The organism is Micromonospora sp. NPDC050276 (genome assembly GCF_044459545.1).
Classification (GTDB): domain Bacteria; phylum Actinomycetota; class Actinomycetes; order Mycobacteriales; family Micromonosporaceae; genus Micromonospora.
This window is the reverse complement of the sequence record NZ_JBITJA010000002.1, coordinates 596,642-613,440: the sequence shown is the minus strand read 5'-3', so window position 1 is coordinate 613,440 and position 16,799 is coordinate 596,642. Positions and strand designations below refer to the sequence as shown.

19 protein-coding genes are annotated in these 16,799 nt (G+C 71.8%); 5 read left to right on the top strand and 14 right to left on the bottom strand.

Annotated features, from left to right (window positions below; all coding sequences use genetic code 11):
* Positions 1–573: 573 nt before the first annotated feature.
* The gene (gene tyrS, locus ACIBF8_RS06045; RefSeq protein ID WP_396781261.1) at positions 574–1,866 is read right to left on the bottom strand and encodes a tyrosine--tRNA ligase; all 1,293 of its coding nucleotides are present in this window, start codon (positions 1,864–1,866) and stop codon (positions 574–576) included.
* Positions 1,867–1,966: 100 nt separating this feature from the next.
* Between tyrS and ACIBF8_RS06040 the strand changes: the two genes are divergently transcribed.
* The gene (locus ACIBF8_RS06040; protein ID WP_396781238.1) at positions 1,967–2,356 is read left to right on the top strand and encodes a PaaI family thioesterase; all 390 of its coding nucleotides are present in this window, start codon (positions 1,967–1,969) and stop codon (positions 2,354–2,356) included.
* A gap of 22 nt (positions 2,357–2,378) precedes the next feature.
* Here ACIBF8_RS06040 and ACIBF8_RS06035 read toward each other — a convergent pair whose 3' ends face one another.
* The 3 genes from ACIBF8_RS06035 to ACIBF8_RS06025 all read right to left on the bottom strand — a co-directional run bounded on the left by ACIBF8_RS06035 (position 2,379) and on the right by ACIBF8_RS06025 (position 4,990).
* The gene (locus tag ACIBF8_RS06035) at positions 2,379–3,710 is read right to left on the bottom strand and encodes a hemolysin family protein (protein WP_396781237.1); all 1,332 of its coding nucleotides are present in this window, start codon (positions 3,708–3,710) and stop codon (positions 2,379–2,381) included.
* Positions 3,711–3,838: 128 nt separating this feature from the next.
* Positions 3,839–4,480 (bottom strand): hypothetical protein, encoded by a 642-nt coding sequence (locus ACIBF8_RS06030; protein WP_396781236.1) that lies wholly within the window; start codon positions 4,478–4,480, stop codon positions 3,839–3,841.
* 9 nt (positions 4,481–4,489) lie between these two features.
* Positions 4,490–4,990 carry a GNAT family N-acetyltransferase gene (locus ACIBF8_RS06025; protein WP_396781235.1) on the bottom strand — a complete coding sequence of 167 codons (501 nt, stop codon included), beginning with the start codon at positions 4,988–4,990 and terminating at the stop codon, positions 4,490–4,492.
* Positions 4,991–5,121: 131 nt separating this feature from the next.
* Between ACIBF8_RS06025 and ACIBF8_RS06020 the strand changes: the two genes are divergently transcribed.
* Positions 5,122–5,994, top strand: a complete 873-nt coding sequence (locus ACIBF8_RS06020; RefSeq protein ID WP_396781234.1) for a universal stress protein — start codon at positions 5,122–5,124, stop codon at positions 5,992–5,994.
* Here the strand turns inward: ACIBF8_RS06020 and ACIBF8_RS06015 are convergent.
* The 5 genes from ACIBF8_RS06015 to ACIBF8_RS05995 form a co-directional block, all read right to left on the bottom strand.
* Entirely contained in the window at positions 5,987–6,619 is a 633-nt protein-coding gene (locus tag ACIBF8_RS06015) for an FMN reductase (RefSeq protein ID WP_396781233.1), read from the bottom strand. The genes ACIBF8_RS06020 and ACIBF8_RS06015 overlap by 8 nt on opposite strands.
* Complete coding sequence (locus ACIBF8_RS06010) at positions 6,616–7,758, bottom strand: LLM class flavin-dependent oxidoreductase (protein WP_396781232.1); 1,143 nt, start codon at positions 7,756–7,758, stop codon at positions 6,616–6,618. The genes ACIBF8_RS06015 and ACIBF8_RS06010 overlap by 4 nt, the downstream gene beginning before the upstream one ends.
* A gap of 160 nt (positions 7,759–7,918) precedes the next feature.
* Entirely contained in the window at positions 7,919–8,194 is a 276-nt protein-coding gene (locus ACIBF8_RS06005) for a ubiquitin-like small modifier protein 1 (protein WP_396781231.1), read from the bottom strand.
* A gap of 2 nt (positions 8,195–8,196) precedes the next feature.
* Positions 8,197–9,282 (bottom strand): WD40/YVTN/BNR-like repeat-containing protein, encoded by a 1,086-nt coding sequence (locus tag ACIBF8_RS06000; protein ID WP_396781230.1) that lies wholly within the window; start codon positions 9,280–9,282, stop codon positions 8,197–8,199.
* An 88-nt stretch (positions 9,283–9,370) separates the two neighbouring features.
* A complete protein-coding gene (locus ACIBF8_RS05995; RefSeq protein WP_396781229.1) occupies positions 9,371–10,012 on the bottom strand; it encodes a DNA-3-methyladenine glycosylase in 642 nt (213 codons plus the stop codon).
* Between the two features lie 176 nt (positions 10,013–10,188).
* Here ACIBF8_RS05995 and ACIBF8_RS05990 point away from each other — a divergent pair, with 176 nt between their 5' ends.
* The 3 genes from ACIBF8_RS05990 to ACIBF8_RS05980 all read left to right on the top strand — a co-directional run bounded on the left by ACIBF8_RS05990 (position 10,189) and on the right by ACIBF8_RS05980 (position 11,599).
* A complete protein-coding gene (locus ACIBF8_RS05990) occupies positions 10,189–10,644 on the top strand; it encodes a hypothetical protein (protein WP_396781228.1) in 456 nt (151 codons plus the stop codon).
* Positions 10,645–10,730: 86 nt separating this feature from the next.
* Complete coding sequence (locus ACIBF8_RS05985; protein WP_396781227.1) at positions 10,731–11,156, top strand: DNA-binding protein; 426 nt, start codon at positions 10,731–10,733, stop codon at positions 11,154–11,156.
* Positions 11,157–11,245: 89 nt separating this feature from the next.
* Positions 11,246–11,599: an MmcQ/YjbR family DNA-binding protein gene (locus tag ACIBF8_RS05980; RefSeq protein WP_396781226.1), complete on the top strand. Its 354-nt coding sequence runs from the start codon at positions 11,246–11,248 to the stop codon at positions 11,597–11,599.
* A 43-nt stretch (positions 11,600–11,642) separates the two neighbouring features.
* On the opposite strand, the gene argH is transcribed toward ACIBF8_RS05980, so the two are convergent.
* The 5 genes from argH to argB all read right to left on the bottom strand — a co-directional run bounded on the left by argH (position 11,643) and on the right by argB (position 16,793).
* Entirely contained in the window at positions 11,643–13,106 is a 1,464-nt protein-coding gene (gene argH, locus ACIBF8_RS05975; RefSeq protein WP_396781225.1) for an argininosuccinate lyase, read from the bottom strand.
* Positions 13,107–13,214: 108 nt separating this feature from the next.
* Positions 13,215–13,730, bottom strand: a complete 516-nt coding sequence (locus tag ACIBF8_RS05970) for an arginine repressor (RefSeq protein WP_396781224.1) — start codon at positions 13,728–13,730, stop codon at positions 13,215–13,217.
* Entirely contained in the window at positions 13,727–14,665 is a 939-nt protein-coding gene (gene argF / locus ACIBF8_RS05965; protein WP_396781223.1) for an ornithine carbamoyltransferase, read from the bottom strand. Before argF ends, ACIBF8_RS05970 begins: the two co-directional genes overlap by 4 nt.
* A complete protein-coding gene (locus ACIBF8_RS05960; RefSeq protein ID WP_396781222.1) occupies positions 14,662–15,891 on the bottom strand; it encodes an acetylornithine transaminase in 1,230 nt (409 codons plus the stop codon). Before ACIBF8_RS05960 ends, argF begins: the two co-directional genes overlap by 4 nt.
* Entirely contained in the window at positions 15,888–16,793 is a 906-nt protein-coding gene (gene argB, locus ACIBF8_RS05955; RefSeq protein ID WP_396781220.1) for an acetylglutamate kinase, read from the bottom strand. Before argB ends, ACIBF8_RS05960 begins: the two co-directional genes overlap by 4 nt.
* Positions 16,794–16,799 lie beyond the last annotated feature (6 nt).

Sequence of the window (16,799 nt, the reverse complement as noted above, 5' to 3'; positions counted from 1 at the left end):
GACCAGTCCGGGGTATAAATCATAATTGGCACTGGCTTTACAAGCACCCTGTTGAGTTCTCAAAGAACAACCACACACCGACCAGAAGCCCCACCACAGTGGAACCCCAACCCGGGGCTTTTCGCACCGTGTCCGTAGCGCTTTCCAGCGCCAGGCACTTTTACTACGTTACCCGCTCGTTTCCGCCGTGTCAAACCGATGTTTCGCGGTTCGTCGTGCTTCACCCGATAATGCGGGCACCATGTCTCAACCGGCTTGCGCCGCCATCGTCATGGATTCGGCAGGCCGGCCGTCGCGATTTCTCGCGACCCGCCCGGTGCCCTGCCGGTTCGTAACCATACCCGGTCGGTTTCGCCGCACCAAATCCGCCTCGCGGCGTTTCTGGCGGCACCTCCCGGTTGGGGCTCCGGCCGGCAAACCCGCCCGACCCCCGAGGTCGTTGCCCGGCGCTCCGGCCGTTTCAGGCTTTCGCCTGTTTCGTCCGTTCCGCGCTGACAGAGAGAAAGTTACGCGTCCGGCGGGATGATCGTCAAATCCGCCGGACGCGTCCCCCGTCACATCGTCGACGGACGGCTATTCACCCAGCTCAACGCCTGCGAACGAGCGTTTCCCCCGCCGCAGCACCAGGTATCGCCCGTGCAGCAGATCCGCCGGTGACACCCCGGCGTCCACCTCGGTCACCCGGTTGTTGTTGACGTAGGCGCCGCCCTCGGCGATCACCCGCCGGGCCTCCTTGAGACCACTGACGAGCCCGGAGTCCCGCAGCAGACCCGCCACATCCGGCAATTCGCCGGTGAGGCGTACCAGGCCCGCCTCGGTCAGGGCCGCGCGCAGGGTCTCCGGGGCCAGGTCGTCCAACGATCCGCGGCCGAAGAGGGCCTGGCTGGCGGCGATCGCCTGCCGGGTCTCGTCGGCGCCATGCACCAGGGTGGTCAGCTCCTCGGCGAGCGCCCGCTGCGCCAGGCGGGCCGCCGGCCGCTCGGCGGTCGCCTTCGCCAGCTCTTCCAACTCGTCGCGGGACCGGAAGCTGAAGTACCGCAGGTAGCGGTCGACCTCCTGGTCCTCGACGTTGAGCCAGAACTGGTAGAACGCGTACGGGCTGGTCATCGTGGGGTCGAGCCAGACCGCGCCGCCCTCGCTCTTGCCGAACTTCGTACCGTCGGCCTTGGTGACGAGTGGCGTGGTGAACGCCTGCACCGGCCCCGCACCACGCCGGCGTACGTAGTCGACGCCGGCGGTGATGTTGCCCCACTGGTCGGAACCACCGAACTGGAGCTGGCAGCCGTGCCGGCGATGCAGCTCGAAGAAATCGTTGGCCTGTAGGAGCTGGTAGCTGAACTCGGTGAAGCTGATGCCGGTCTCCAGCCGGGCCCGCACCACCTCCCGCGCGAGCATCTTGTTCACCGGGAAGTGTTTGCCCACGTCGCGGAGGAACTCGACGATCGACATCTCGCCGGTCCAGTCCAGGTTGTTGACCAACTGCGCCGCGTTGTCCCCGGTGTACGACACGAAGGGCGCGAGCTGCTCGCGGATCCGCTCGACCCAGCCGGCGATCACCTCGGTCGGGTTGAGGGCCCGCTCGGCGCTCTCCTTCGGGTCGCCGATCTGCCCGGTGGCCCCGCCGACCAGCAGCAACGGGCGATGGCCGGCGAGTTGCAGCCGGCGGGCCATGAGGACCTGCATGAGGTTGCCGACGTGCAGGCTCGGGGCGGTGGGGTCGAAGCCCACGTAGTAGGTGGCGGCGCTCCCACCGTCGAGCAGCTCGCGCAGCTCGTCGAGGCCGGTCGAGTCCTGGATCAGGCCACGCCAGAGCAGGTCATCGGTCAGGGAGGCCCGCCCGGGCGGCGGGAGGCTGCTGTCGGTCACGGTCACCGATTCTCCCCCATCGCCAGCGCTGACCCGTACCGGGTTTGGCGCAACCCGCCCCGGTTAGGCTTGCGCCCCGTTGATCAAGGAGGGCTTTGCCATGGAGATTCCGGATCTGACGGGCGGTCTCGTCGCCCTGCTCGGCCTCACGTTCGAGGAGGCCAGCGCCGACCGGGTGGTCATCAGCTGGCAGGTCCGTCCGGAGCTGCACCAGCCGTTCGGCATCCAGCACGGCGGGGTGTACTGCTCGGTCGTGGAGACCGCGGCCAGCGTGGGTGGCTCCCTCTGGCTGGCCGACCGGGGCACCGTGGTCGGGGTGTCGAACCAGACCGACTTCCTGCGGGCCGTCCGGGACGGCGAGCTGACCGCGGTGGGCACCCCGGTGCACCGGGGCCGCAGCCAGCAGCTCTGGCAGGTGGAGATCACCGACGCCGACGAGCGACTGGTCGCGCGTGGTCAGGTCCGGCTGCAGAACCTCTCCCGCTCCTGAGCGGCGGCATGCACCGGCCGGGTCACCCGTGGACCTCGTCCAGCACCGGCTCGACGGCCTGGTCGGCGTTGGCGTCGGCTTCGTCGGGTAGGCGGCTGAGTCGTACCTCGGTGATCGCCCGGTGGTCGATGCCGGCCACGACCAGCACCCAGCCGTCCAGCGTGACGTCCTCCCCGGCGACGGTGGGGATGTGTCCGAGCCGGGCCAGCACCAGCCCGGCGACGGTGGTGTAGTCGCCGTCTGGGCGCGATGGCAGCTCGACGCCGATGTCCGGGAGGTCGTGCACCGGGAAGGTGCCGGGCAGCACCATGGCGCCGTCCGGTTCACGGCGCACCGAGTATCCGTCCCGGTCGGTCTCGTCGTAGATCTCGCCGACGATCTCCTCCAGGATGTCCTCCAACGTCACGATGCCGTCGACCGCGCCGCGCTCGTCCACGACGAGCGCGATGTGCTGGCGCTCGGCCTTGAACTGACGCAGCGCGTCCACCACCGGTAGCGACTCGGGCAGCAGCATCGGCGGTCGGGCGATCTCGTCGACCGGCCGGTCGGCGGGCACGCCCACCAGGTCACGCAGGTGGATCATTCCGGCCGTGTCGTCCAGGCCGCCGTGGCGCACGACCGGAGCCCGGGAGTGCCCGGTGGCGGCCAGCACGAGCCGCGCGGCCTCCGCGGTGGTCCCGCTGTCGAGCGTGAAAACCTGCAACCGGGGTACGAGGACAGCTCGCAACCGCCGGTCGGCGATCTCCACGGCGCCCGCGATGATGGTGCGCTGCTCCTTGGTGAAGCCATGGTTGCCGGCGACGATGTCGCGCAGCTCGTCCGGGCCGATCTCCTCCGGCTGGTGCTTGGGGTTGAGCCCGACCAGGCGGACCACCACGTCGCTGGTGGCGCCGAGCGCCCAGACGGCCGGCCGGGTGAGGCTGGCGAGCAGGTCGAGTGGACGGGCCACCAGCAGTGCCCATCGCTCGGCGGACTGCATGGCGATCCGCTTGGGCGCCAACTCGCCGAAGACCAGGGTGACGAAGGTCAGCGCGAGCGTCACCGCCACGATCGCCACCGTCTCGGCGGCGCCGCCGAACACCCCGAGCAGCGGCACGAGGGGTTTGGCCAGGGAGACCGCCGCGGCGGCGGAGGCCAGGAAACCGGCGAGGGTGATGCCGATCTGGATGGTGGCCAGGAAGCGGTTCGGGTCCTTGGCGAGCCGGGCCAGCACCCGCCCGGCCCGGCTGGTGCGCTCCAACCGCTGGATCTGGCTGTCCCGCAGCGACACCAACGCCATCTCGCTGCCCGCGAAGAGCGCGTTGATCACGACCAGGACTCCGACCAGGGCCAGTTGGCTCCCGTAGCTCTGCACGCCCGGTTCGCTCCCTCTGCGGTGGTGGCGCCGGCCGGTACGCGCGGCACCCGCCGGTCGGCGAGCCCGCCCGGCGTAGGCGTTGTCTTTGCCCCGTCCGGCACCGGCCGAATCCTGCCCCGGCGACGCTACGCCGAATCGGTGGCCGGTGACGCCGGTAGGTCGAGGACGTAGGAGTCGCCCTCCGGGCGGAAGCCGAGACGGTGGTAGTAGGGGGCGACCATCCGGGGTGGGCTGACCACCCGGTGGAAGCCTCGTTCGGTGAACAGGTGACTGCGCCGGTAGACGAACTCGCCCGGGGTGAAGTCACGGAACTTCGGCGTCACGTAGTCCAGGTCGATCTGGGCGACGCCGCGCGCCTCGGCGTGCGACAGCACCACCCCGACCACCTCGTCCGCGGTGACCACCAGGAACGCGGAGCGCCCCGACGCGCCCGGATCCCAGTGGAAGTCGGGGTTGAACCGGGCGATGTCGGTGGCGTGCACCCGCATCGTGTGGGCGAGGAACTGGTCGCCGACGCCGACCTCCACGACCTGGTAGGTCTTCTCGTCGTGCCGGGTGGCGAGCATCCCGCGCAGGTACCAGATGTTGATCGCCGCGAGCACGACGTTGAGCCCGACCATGGGCCAGACCTCGATCGCGGCGTTGTAGCCGATCAGCACGACGCTGCCGACGAGGTTGAGCGCCCGCAGTCGCAGGACGCGCGACTGCAGCAGTGACCAGACCAGCACCGCGGAGCCGGCCCAGCCGACGAGATCCAACCAGTTCACCCCGCGAGACTAGTGCCCGCCCAGGTCAGCGGCGTCGGCGGGCAGCTCCAGCAGCCACTCCTCGACCTCTTCGCCGCGGCCGTTGGCGTACCCCGAGTCCTCACCGACCACCACGAAGCCGCACTTGCGGAGCACCGCGAGGGAGGCGGCGTTGTCCTTGGCGGCGCGGGCGTGCACCGGCCGGGGCAGCTCCCGCAGCAGGGCGGCCAGGGCCGCCGTGGCGTGACCCCGGCCCCAGCGCGCCGGGTCGATCCAGTAGCTGACCTCGGTCTGCCCCTCGACCGGAAAGGCGCTCACGTAGCCGACCACCTCGCCGTCGACCTCGACGGTGCGGACCAGGTTCGCCGGGTTGGTGAGCACCCGGACCCAGTGCTGGGCGAACTCACGTCGGTCGGACGGGTCCTTGGGACCGAAGGCGGCCATCCGGTTGGCCTCCGGGTCCTGCTGGTGCAGGAAGAACTCGACGAGGTCGTCCTCCAGCACCGGGCGCAGCCGCAGATCAGAAGTCACCGGACGAGGGTACGCACAGGGGTGTCAGAAAAGGGGACGCGCACTCAGCCGGTAACGCCGGGGCCGGCGCGTCCAGCCCCGGCGGTGCGGTCGAGCGGTCGACAATGAACCCACCGACCCAGGGAGCGCCGATGAACCGACCTGTCGTGGTGGGCGTGGACGGATCACCGTCCAGCCTCGTCGCCGCCGAGCACGCGGCGCGGGCCGCCCTGCTCCGGTCCCGACCGCTGCTGCTGGTGCACGGCTACCTGCACCCGTTCGGCTACGGCGTGCCGCTCAACCCGTACGACGTCGGGATGCCGGGGCCCTCCGAGGAGGCGCAGGAGATGCTGGAGCGCACGGCGGCCGAGCTGGTCGACCGGTGGCCCGGCCTCGCCGTGGAGGTGCGTCAGGTCGCCGGCGGTCCGGGGGCGACCATGGTCGAGGAGTCCCGGCGGGCAGACCTGGTCGTGGTGGGCAGCCGCGGGCTGGGCGGGTTCGCCGGGCTGCTGCTCGGCTCGGTCGGCGCGCAGGTGGCCGCGCACGCGCACTGCCCGGTGCTGGTGGTCCGCCCGGACGAGCAGCCGATCCCGGTGGACGCCCCGGTGGTGGTCGGTGTCGACGGGTCCGAGTCGTCGCAGCTCGCCGTTCGCTTCGGCGCCGACGAGGCGGCGCTGCGGGACGTGCCGCTGGTGCTGGTGCACGTCGGCCCGTCAGGCGAGGGCCGGACGGTGCCGGAGGAGGTCGAGGAGTCGCAGGCCGCGTACCAGGCCGAGGCGGTGCGGCTCCTCGCCGACGCCTCGGCCGCGGTGCGCGGCGAGCACCCGGGCCTGGTGGTGCGGGAGCATCCGGTCCGGGCGGCCGGCGCGGCCCAGGGGCTCATCGAGGCCAGCGGCTCGGCGTCGCTGCTGGTCGTGGGCACCCGGGGCCGGGCCGGGTTCGCCGGTCTGCTGCTCGGGTCGGTCAGTCAGGCGGTGATCCACCACGCGCACTGCCCGGTGCTGGTCGCCCACCCGGTCAGCTGACCGGCGCGTCGCCTCGGCCGAGCATCTCCAGGAAATTGGTGGTGAGGGCGAACGGGTCGGCCGGGCCGGTGGCCGGTGGCCGGTGCTCGATCTGGTCGGCCAACTCCGCGGCGGCGCGCCGGATCCGGCCGCGCAACGCGCCGTCGGCGGTGCCGTCCGCCCAGTCCTCCGGTGCGGCGAAGACCGCGGTCGGGACGACCACCGACCGGAGGTAGGCGAACATCGGGCGGATGGCGTGCTCCAGCGCCAACGAGTGCCGGGCGGTGCCGCCGGTGGCGCCGATCAACACCGGCCGGTCGACCAGCGACCCGGAATCCAACACGTCGAAGAAGGACTTGAACAGCCCGTTGTACGAGGCGCTGAAGATCGGGGTGACGGCGATGATCCCGTCCGCCCCGGTCACCGTGTCGATGACCTCGCGCAGCGCTGCCGGCGCGAACCCGGTGAGCATGTTGTTGACCACGTCGTGGGCGTACTCCCGCAGGTCGACGACGTGCAGCTCCACGTCGGAGCCGCGCCGGACCAACTCGTCGCGGGTGGCCGCGGCGAGCTGGTCGGCGAGCAGCCGGGTCGACGAGGGCTGACTCAGCCCCGCCGAGATCACGGCCAGGGTGCGGCGGGTCATCGGGTCGCCTCCTCCGGCGCCTTGCCGGTCACGTCGTCGACGGCGTGCACGGTGTTGTCCTTGGCGCCGCCCGCCGCGGCGACCAGCGAGGCGTGCGTCGGCGCCTCCGGCACGTGCGCCGGACGCAGCGCGGCGAACTCCTTGCGCAGCACCGGCACGACCTCCTCGCCGAGCAGGTCGAGCTGCTCCAGCACGGTCTTCAGCGGCAGCCCCGCGTGGTCCATCAGGAACAGCTGCCGCTGGTAGTCACCGACGTACTCACGGAAGCCGAGCGTGCGGTCGATGACCTGCTGCGGGCTGCCCACGGTCAGCGGGGTCTCCCGGGTGAACTCCTCCAGCGACGGCCCGTGCCCGTAGACCGGGGCGTTGTCGAAGTAGGGCCGGAACTCCCGGACCGCGTCCTGCGACTTGCGGCGCATGAACACCTGCCCACCGAGGCCGACGATCGCCTGGTCGGCGGAGCCGTGGCCGTAGTGCGCGTACCGCTGGCGGTAGAGCCCGACCATCCGCTGGGTGTGCTCCTTGGGCCAGAAGATGTGGTTGGCGAAGAAGCCGTCGCCGTAGTACGCGGCCTGCTCGGCGATCTCCGGGCTGCGGATCGAACCGTGCCAGACGAACGGCGGGACTCCGTCGAGCGGGCGCGGCGTCGAGGTGAACGACTGCAACGGGGTGCGGTACTTGCCCTTCCAGTCGACCACGTCCTCGCGCCACAGCCGGTGCAGCAGGTCGTAGTTCTCGATCGCGAGCGGGATGCCGGCGCGGATGTCCTTGCCGAACCACGGGTAGACCGGGCCGGTGTTGCCGCGGCCCATCATCAGGTCCACCCGGCCGTCGGCGAGGTGCTGGAGCATCGCGTAGTCCTCGGCGATCTTCACCGGGTCGTTGGTGGTGATCAGCGTGGTGGAGGTGGAGAGCAACAGCCGCTCGGTGCGTGCCGCGATGTGGCCGAGCATGGTGGTCGGCGACGACGGCACGAACGGCGGGTTGTGGTGCTCGCCGGTGGCGAAGACGTCCAGGCCGACCTCTTCGGCCTTCAGCGCGATCGCGACCATCGCCTTGATCCGCTCATGCTCGGTCGGCTCCCGACCGGTGGTCGGATCGACCGTGACGTCACCGACGGTGAAGATTCCGAACTGCATGACCAGCTCCTCGCGTGTCAACCGGGTGCCGCCGTGGTACCCGGACGCAGCTCACAACTTATTTGACGACGCAACTATTCCGTCGGCGGGACGTCTGGCAGTGGCCCCGATCACCTCCACAACCCGACATTCGGGTCGGACACTCCTCGACGTCGCTCGCTCAGCCGCCCGCCACCGAGGGCAGCACCTGCACCTCCGCGCCGTCCTTGACCGGGGTGGCCAGACCGCCGGAGTGCCGGCAGTCTTCCCCATCGACGAAGACGTTGACGTAGCGGCGCAGCTCGCCCCGCTCGTCACGGATGCGCCGCGCCAGCCGGGGATGCGCGACGGCCATCTCGTCGAGGACCGCCCGCAGCGTCCCGGCGGCGGTGACACTCAGCCGACTCGCGCCGCCGGCCTCGCCGCGCAGCGGGCCGGGCAACAGCACGGTGACCACGATCAGACCTCCGCCGTGCGAACGCAGAGCACGTCGGGCAGGTGCGCCGCCACCAACGACCAGGAGTCACCCTCGTCGCGGCTGGCGAAGACCGAGCCGGAGCGGGTGCCGAAGTAGACCCCGCCGGGAGTGGCGTCATCGGCGCACATCGCGTCCCGCAGCACCGCTGGATAGAACGGCCCCTCGGGTAGCCCGACCGACAGCGGCTCCCATTTGCCGCCGGCGTCGGCGGAACGGAACACCCGGCAGCGGTGATCGGTCGGGAATCGCTCGCCGTCGGCCACCAACGGGAAGGTCCACAGCATCCCGCTGCGCCCCGGGTGGGCCACCATCGGGAAGCCGAAGTCGCTGGGCAGCCCGTCGGCGATCGAGGACCAGGTGCGACCGTCGTCGTCGGAGCGGTAGACGCCGTGGTGGTTCTGCGCGTAGAGCCGCTCGGGGTTGCCCGAGTCCCGGGCGACCTTGTGCACGCACTGGCCGAACTCCGGCCACTCGTCGGGCATGAAGTAGGCGCGGATGCCGGTGTTGCCCGGCGCCCAACTCGCCCCGGCGTCCTCCGAGCGGTAGACCCCGCCGGTGGACATGGCGACCAGCAACCGGGCCGGGTCGCGCGGGTGGGGCAGCACGGTGTGCACGGCCTGACCACCGAAGCCGGCCTCCCACTGGGGACGGTGCGGGTGGTCCCAGAGGGAGCGGACCAGCTCGAAGCTGCGACCACCGTCGGTGGACTTGAACAGCGCGGAGGGCTCGGTGCCGGCCCAGACCACGTCCGGCTGGTCGGGGCCGGCCGGCATCAACTGCCAGACCCGCCCGAGGGAGACGCCGGTGTCGGCCGGAAACGCGACCGGCGCCTGGTCGGGCTCGTCCCAGGAAACGCCGAGGTCGTCACTGGTGGCGACGCTCGGCCCGAAGTGTGAGCTGGTCATGCCGGCGAGCAGCCGCGGGGTCGGACGACGGGTGTCGACCGCGACCGCGTAGACACCGGTCATCGGGAAGTGCGGACCGGTGATCTCCCAACTGCGCCGGTCGTCGGCGCTGGTGGCGAGAAACAATCCCTTGGCTGTGCCGATCGCGAGCAGCGTTGCCATGACGACCTCCGAACCGTCGGTGAGCAGGTGCGGTGATTATGGCCACACCCTCCGACATATTCGGCGAGGCACACGCCGCGAGGCGGGTTCAGCGCCGGATGCGGGGCACGTGCCGGCGGTACGCGCTGACCGTGGGATCGCCGTCGAGCCAGAACCGCCAGGGCAGGTCGTGCGCGCCGGTCACGCCGACCCGGGGACCGGCAACCACCGTCTCCCGCGGCACCGGCCGGGCCGGGGGGCGCAGGCGCACCGGGCCGTCGCCGAGCAGGTACGCCCCGTACGCCTCGCGGTCGATGCCGAGCGCGGAGCAGAGCCGGGCGGGCCCCCGGGCGAGGTCCACGTCCCGCCGGATGGCCGGCCGGCGCTCCCGTGCCGTGGCCAGCCCGTCGACCACCTCCCCGGCGCGCAGCAGCACGGCGGCCGCTTCCCCCTCGATCCCGGTGACCACGTTGACGCACCAGTGCATCCCGTAGGTGAAGTAGACGTAGGCGTGCCCGGCGGGGCCGAACATCACAGCGTTACGCGGGGTGGGGCCCCGATGGGCGTGCGAGGCGGGATCGCCGCCACTTCCCGCGTACGCCTCGACCTCGGTGATCCGGACAGTGACTCCCCCGGCATGCAGCCGGCACCCCAGCAGTCCGCGCGCCGCCGGCAGCAGCGGACCGGCGAGCAGGTCCGCCAGCGCCGCCAGGTCGGCGTCGGTGGTGCGGTCAGCGGACGACAGATCCATGACCCGAACGGTACCCAGCCCTCCGCCGGACCATCCCGCCGCTGGATCCGGCCGGGCACCGCAAGCCGTCCGATGTTCACCCGTTCGCCATTCCACGCGTGGTAACCCGCCCGGCGACTGGCGGGTGTAACGAGTGTCGTCGCAGGGCGCGACGGCGCATTCGGAGAGGAACCACCATGACCGTACGCAGAATCCGTCGACCTCTCATCGCCATCGGCCTGACCGCAGCCGGCGCCACGCTTGCCCTCGCCCCGTCGGCCAGTGCCAACGCCCCGCTGCGGGCCGGTGCCGCGGTCGACGGCGCCCCGCTGACCGCGGTCGCCTTCAATGGCAGCGGCAAGATCGACGCCAGCGGGGCGGCGGTCTTCGTCCCGGTCACCCTGACCTGCTCGCAGCGCACCACGGTCGACCTGACCGTGCGGGTCGCCCAGGCAATTGGGGACACGATGCGGACCGGCACGACCACCCGGAAGGTGGTCTGCGACGCGACCACGCAGAAGGTCCGGGTCGCGGTGACCGCGACGGAGCGCCCGTTCGCCCCCGGCGTGGCGTTCGGCGTGGTGACCGGCAACTCCTGCGACGCGGTGTGCAACTTCCTCACCGACGAGCACCGCTTCGAGCTGTCGCTCTGAACCGTGGCGGGGCGGCACGGCAGAACCGTGCCGCCCCGCTTCAACAATCCGTTGACAATGCACCGTTGATGCTGTGTGCTCGAAACATGACCACGGACGACCCGTTCACGGTGCCCCACCCGGCCCATGCCCGCGCCCACCGCACCTACGAGGCGCTGCACCGCATCAGCGAGCGGCACGCCAGCTCCGACGCCCAGCGGGGCCGCTGGGCCCACCCGTACGTGCTGGACCCGTGGGAGGCGGTCGCCCTGGTCACCGCGCTCGCCGCCGGCGGGGCCGAGCGCGAGCCCGCGGAGGAGCCGATCGACGCCGCCGACCTCACCGCCGCGCTGACCCTACTGCCGCACGTTCGCGCCGAGCTGGACGCCCTGGAGGCCGGGCTGTTGACGCTGGCCCGCGACCGAGGGCTGACCTGGCAGGCGATCGCGTTCGGGCTGGGGCTGGGCAGCGCCCAGGCGGCCCGGCAGCGCTACGAACGCGTCGCCGCCCGCTCCTCCGAGCAGACCCCCTGATCCGCCGACGCGAGCCGATGCCCGACCGGCACGGCGCGCGTGCGACGACCGTTGGACGGGCACACTGTGCGCACGACGAGGAGGCACCCATGGAGCGCACGGACATGCTGGCGTACTGCCTGGCCAAGCCGGGAGCATGGCTGGACCGGCCCTGGGAGGGCGACGAGGTGGTGAAGGTCGGCAGCCGGATCTTCGCGTTCCTCGGCCGCGGTGGGGGCAAGCCGACGGTCGGCATCAAGTGCGGGCCGACCCGGGAGGTGGCCGACGAGTGGCTGCACCGGCATCCGGACGACGCCAGCGTGATGGCCTACATCGGCCGCTCCGGGTGGAACACGCTGCGCCTGGACGGCGGGATCGACGACGAGGAACTGACCGAGGCGGTCGACGCGTCGTACGACATGGTGGTGGCCAAGCTCCCGAAGCGGGAGCGCCCAACGGCCTGAACCAGCCGCGGCGCCGGCGGCAGGCGCCGACGCCACGGCCCGGTCAGCGCGGGACGACCCGCTCGGTGGCCCACTCCCGCCAGGTGGCCAGCCGGTCCGCCGCGGCGGCGAGCTGGTCGGCGACCGGGCCGGGGCCGGTGGAACCGGGGGTGGTCCGGGCCGCGAGGGCCGAACGGACCGAGAGCACGTCGCGCACCGACGGGTCGAGGTGTCCGCTGATCGCGGCCAGATCCTCGTCGGAGACGTCGTTCAGTTCGCACTCCCGAGCCGCGCAGAGCGCCACCAGCTGGCCGGTGATCTCGTGCGCGTCCCGGAACGGCACGTTGCGTCGGACCAGCCAGTCGGCGACCTCGGTGGCGAGGGAGAAGCCGACCGGGGCGGCGGCGACGAGACGGTCCACCCGGACCGTCATCGTGGAGATCATTCCCGCCAGTGCCGGGAGCAGCAGCTCCAGGGTGTCGACCGCGTCGAAGGCCGGCTCCTTGTCCTCCTGCATGTCCCGGTCGTAGGTCATCGGCAGACCCTTGAGCATGGTCAACACGGTCATCAGACCGCCGACCAACCGCCCGGACTTGCCCCGGGCCAGCTCGGCGATGTCCGCGTTCTTCTTCTGGGGCATGATCGACGAACCGGTGGCGAACGAGTCGTCCAGCTCCACCCAGCCGAACTCGTGCGAGGTCCAGAGCACCACCTCCTCACCCAGCCGGGACAGGTGCACCCCGATCATGGCGGTGGTGAAGAGGAACTCGGCCACGAAGTCCCGGTCGGCGACGGCGTCCATCGAATTGGCGAACGACGTGCGGAAGCCCAACTCCTTGGCCACGGCCACCGGGTCCAGTGGGAGCCCGGAACCAGCCAGCGCACCCGCGCCGAGCGGGCTGATCGCCGCCCGGTGGTCCCAGTCACGCAGCCGCTCCAGGTCACGCAGCAGCGGCTGCACGTGGGCGAGCAGCCAGTGCCCGAAGGTGACCGGCTGGGCGTGCTGGAGGTGGGTCATGCCCGGCGCGGCGGTGTCGATGTGCCGCTCGGCCTGCTCGACCAGCGCCTCGGCCAACTCGACCAGGCGGCTGGCCACGCCCCGGGCGTGGTCGCGCAGGTAGAGCCGCAGGTCGGTGGCGACCTGGTCGTTGCGGGACCGGCCGGCGCGCAGCTTGCCACCGAGGCTGCCCAGGCGTTCCAGCAGACCGCGCTCCAGCGCGGTGTGCACATCCTCGTCGTCGATGGTGGGACGGAACGCACCGGAGGCGCAGGCGGCCTCCAGGTCGTCCAGCGCGGCCAGCATCCGGCCCAACTCCTCCGGATCGAGCAGGCCGGCGCCGGCGAGGACCCGGGCGTGCGCCCGGGAACCGGCGATGTCGTACGGGGCCAGGCGCCAGTCGAACTGCACGCTCACCGACAGTCGGGCGAGCGCCTCGGCGGGGCCGCCCGCGAACCGGCCGCCCCAGAGGCTCGTCCGGTTGGTGGCGGCGCTGTTCTCGGTCAGGCTCTTGTCGTCCACGCCGCTCATCATTGCTCTGCTTGCCTTTCACTCGCGACTGCGGGGCGCACTCGCTGCGCTCGGTCACTGCTCGCGCTCGTCGGTGTCACTGTCCGCCACCGCCGAACCGGTCGTCGGTCATGGCGTGGTGGTCCCGTCAAGGGTGTCGTCCCGGCGGGCCCAGCCGGCGAGCTTGTCGCCCAGTGCGGCCCCGCCGACGGCCTCGCGGGCCACGACGAGGATGGTGTCGTCACCGGCGATGGTGCCGACGATCTCGGGCAGACCCGCTCGGTCCAACGCGCTGGCCAGGTACTGGGCCGCGCCCGGCGGCGTCCGCAGCACCGCGATGTTGCCGCTGGAGTCGACCCCGTTGAGCAGTTCGCGCAGCAGCCGTACCAGCCGGGCCGGCGCGGCCTCGGCGTCGCGCAACGGCCGCTGGCCGTCCTCGGGGATCAGGTAGACGGCCGGGCCATCGCCACCGCGCACCTTGACCGCGCCCAGCTCCTCCAGGTCCCGCGAAAGGGTGGCCTGGGTGACGCCGACGCCGTCGGCGGCGAGCAGGTCGGCCAGCTCGGTCTGCGACCGGATCGCCCGGTCGCGGATCAGCTCCACGATCCGGGCGTGCCGGGCCGCGCGCGTCAGCGGCGCGGTCATCGCAGCCCCCCGGACTCGGCGTCCAGCAGGAACGTCAGCAGCGCCTTCTGGGCGTGCAGCCGGTTCTCCGCCTGGTCGAAGACCGCGCTCTGCGGGCCGTCCAGCACCTCGTCGGTGATCTCCTCGCCGCGGTGCGCGGGCAGGCAGTGCAGCACGATCGCGTCCGGTGCCGCGTGACCGAGCAACTCCTTGTTGACCTGGTACGGCAGGAACGGGGTGATCCGGTCCAACCCGTCGGCCTCCTGCCCCATCGACGTCCAGGTGTCGGTCGCCAGCACGTCGGCGCCGCGTACCGCCTGGGTCGGGTCGGTCAGCACCCGCACCGACCCGCCGGTGCCCGCGGCGATCTGCGCCGCCCGTTCCACCACGGCCGCGTCGGGGGCGAACCCGGCCGGGCCGGCGATCCGGACGTGCATCCCGGCCGTCGCCCCGGCCAGCAGGTACGACTGCGCCATGTTGTTCGCACCGTCCCCGACGTACGCCAGGGTGCGACCAGCCGTGCCGCCACACCGCTCCCGGACGGTGAGCAGGTCGGCCAGCAACTGGCACGGGTGGAAACCATCGGTGAGCGCGTTGACCACCGGCACACTGGCGCCGGCCGCCACCTCGGCGATCCGTTCGTCGCCGTGGGTCCGCAGCACGATGGCCGCGACGTAGCGGGACAGCACGCGCCCGGCGTCGGCCAGGGCCTCGCCCCGGCCGAAGTGGGTGACCTGCGTGTCCACGACGAGAGGATGCCCGCCCAACTCGGCGATCCCCGCGTCGAACGAGATCCGGGTGCGCAGGCTCTGCTTGTCGAAGAGCACCGCCACCGAGCGGGGGCCGGTCAGTGGCCGATAGGCGAACCGGTCCGCCTTCATCCGGGCCGCCAGGTCGAGGACCACGGACTGCTCGGCGGGCGAGAGGTCGTCGTCGCGCAGGAAGTGCCGGGTCATCGAGTCGTCCCCGTCGTAGTGGTCAGGGTGGATGGTGCACCGTGCGCGCCGGCGGCAACCGGGGCGGTCGCGTCCAGTGCGGCGGGCAACGCCGCGAGGAAGGTGTCCGCCTGGGCGGCGGTGAGGATCAGCGGCGGAGCCAACCGGACCGCACCCGGCTGCACCGGGTTGACCAGGAAACCAGCCTCCCGCAGGGCCTCGGCCAGCACCGACGCCACCGGCGCGGTGAGGGCCACGCCGAGCAGCAGCCCGGCACCGCGTACCTCGGCGATCAGCGGGTGGCCCAGCGCCTCGATGCCGCGACGCAGCCGCTCACCGACCCGCTTGACATTGTCGAGCAGCCCTTCGTTGGCGATGGTCGCCACCACGGCGAGCGCCGCCGCGCAGCTGACCGGGTTGCCGCCGAAGGTTGTGCCGTGCGAGCCGGGGGTGAGCAGGTCCGCGGCGCGGCCGAAGGCCACCGTGGCACCGATGGGCAGCCCGCCCCCGAGCCCCTTGGCCAGGGTGATCACGTCCGGCTCCACGCCCTCGGCCTGGTGCGCGAACCAGTGCCCGGTGCGCCCGATACCGGTCTGCACCTCGTCGAGGACCAGCAGCGCCCCGTGCCGGGCGGTGATCCGCCGGGCCGCGGCGAGATAGCCGGCCGGTGGGACGAGCACACCGTTCTCGCCCTGGATGGGCTCCAGGATCACCATGGCGGTGGCGTCGGAGACCGCCGCGTCGAGGGCGGCGACATCGCCGTAGTCGACGTGGGTCACCTCGCCGGGCAGCGGCCGGAACGGGTCGGCCTTGGCCGGTTGGCCGGTCAGCGCGAGGGCACCCATGGTGCGACCGTGAAAACCGCCCCGGGTGGCCACCACGTGGGTGCGGCCGGTACGCCGGGAGAGCTTGAACGCCGCCTCGTTCGCCTCCGCGCCCGAGTTGGCGAAGAAGACCCGGCCGGGTCGACCGGCCAGCGCCAACAACAACTCGGCCAGGGCGACCGGCGGCTCCGCCACGTAGAGGTTGGAGACGTGCCCGAGGGTCGCGACCTGCTTCGACACCGCCGCCACCACGGCCGGGTGGGCGTGACCAAGAGCGTTGACCGCGATGCCACCCACCAGGTCCAGGTATTCCCGACCGGCGTCGTCCACCACGACGGCACCGGCGCCGGAGACCAACGCCATCGGCGGCGTGCCGTAGTTGTCCATCATGGACTGCTTCCACCGCTGCGCCAACGTGCTCATGACACGACCGTCCCGTCTCCCGGCACCACCATCGTTCCGAACCCTTCCGAGGTGAACACCTCAAGCAACGTCGAGTGCGCCACCCGACCGTCGACGACGTGCGCTGCGGGCACTCCCCCACGCACCGCCCGCAGGCAGGCCTCCATCTTCGGCACCATCCCCGATTCGAGGCCCGGCAGCAGCTTGGCCAGGTCGTCCGCGGCGATCTCGGAGACCAGGCTGCTGGTGTCCGGCCAGTCGGCGTACAGACCAGCCACGTCGGTGAGCACGACCAGCTTTCGGGCCCGCAACGCGATGGCCAGCGCCGCGGCGGCGGTGTCCGCGTTGAGGTTGTGCAACACCCCCTCCACGTCCGGCGCCACCGTGGAGATCACCGGAATCCGACCGGCCTCGATCAGATCGGTCACCGCGGACACGTCGACCGACTCGACATCCCCGACCTGACCGACGTCGACCGGCTGCCCGTCCACGTACGCCGGGCGGCGCACCGCGGTGAACAGCCGGGCGTCCTCGCCGGACAGGCCGACGGCGTACGGACCGTGCGAGTTGATCAGACCGACCAGCTCGCGGCCCACCTGCCCGACCAGCACCATCCGGACCACGTCCATCGCCTCGGCGGTGGTCACCCGCAGGCCACCCCGGAACTCGCTGGCGATGCCGAGGCGGCCCAGCATGGCGGAGATCTGCGGACCACCGCCATGCACCACCACGGGCTTCAGACCGGCGTACCGCAGGAAGACCATGTCGGCGGCGAACGCCCGCTGCAACTCCGGATCCGTCATGGCGTTGCCGCCGTACTTGACCACGACCGTCGAGCCGGAGAAACGTGCCAGCCAGGGCAGCGCCTCGATCAGCGTCTCCGCCTTGGCCTGGGCGCGAGCCAAGTCGCTACTGAGACTCACCGAGCT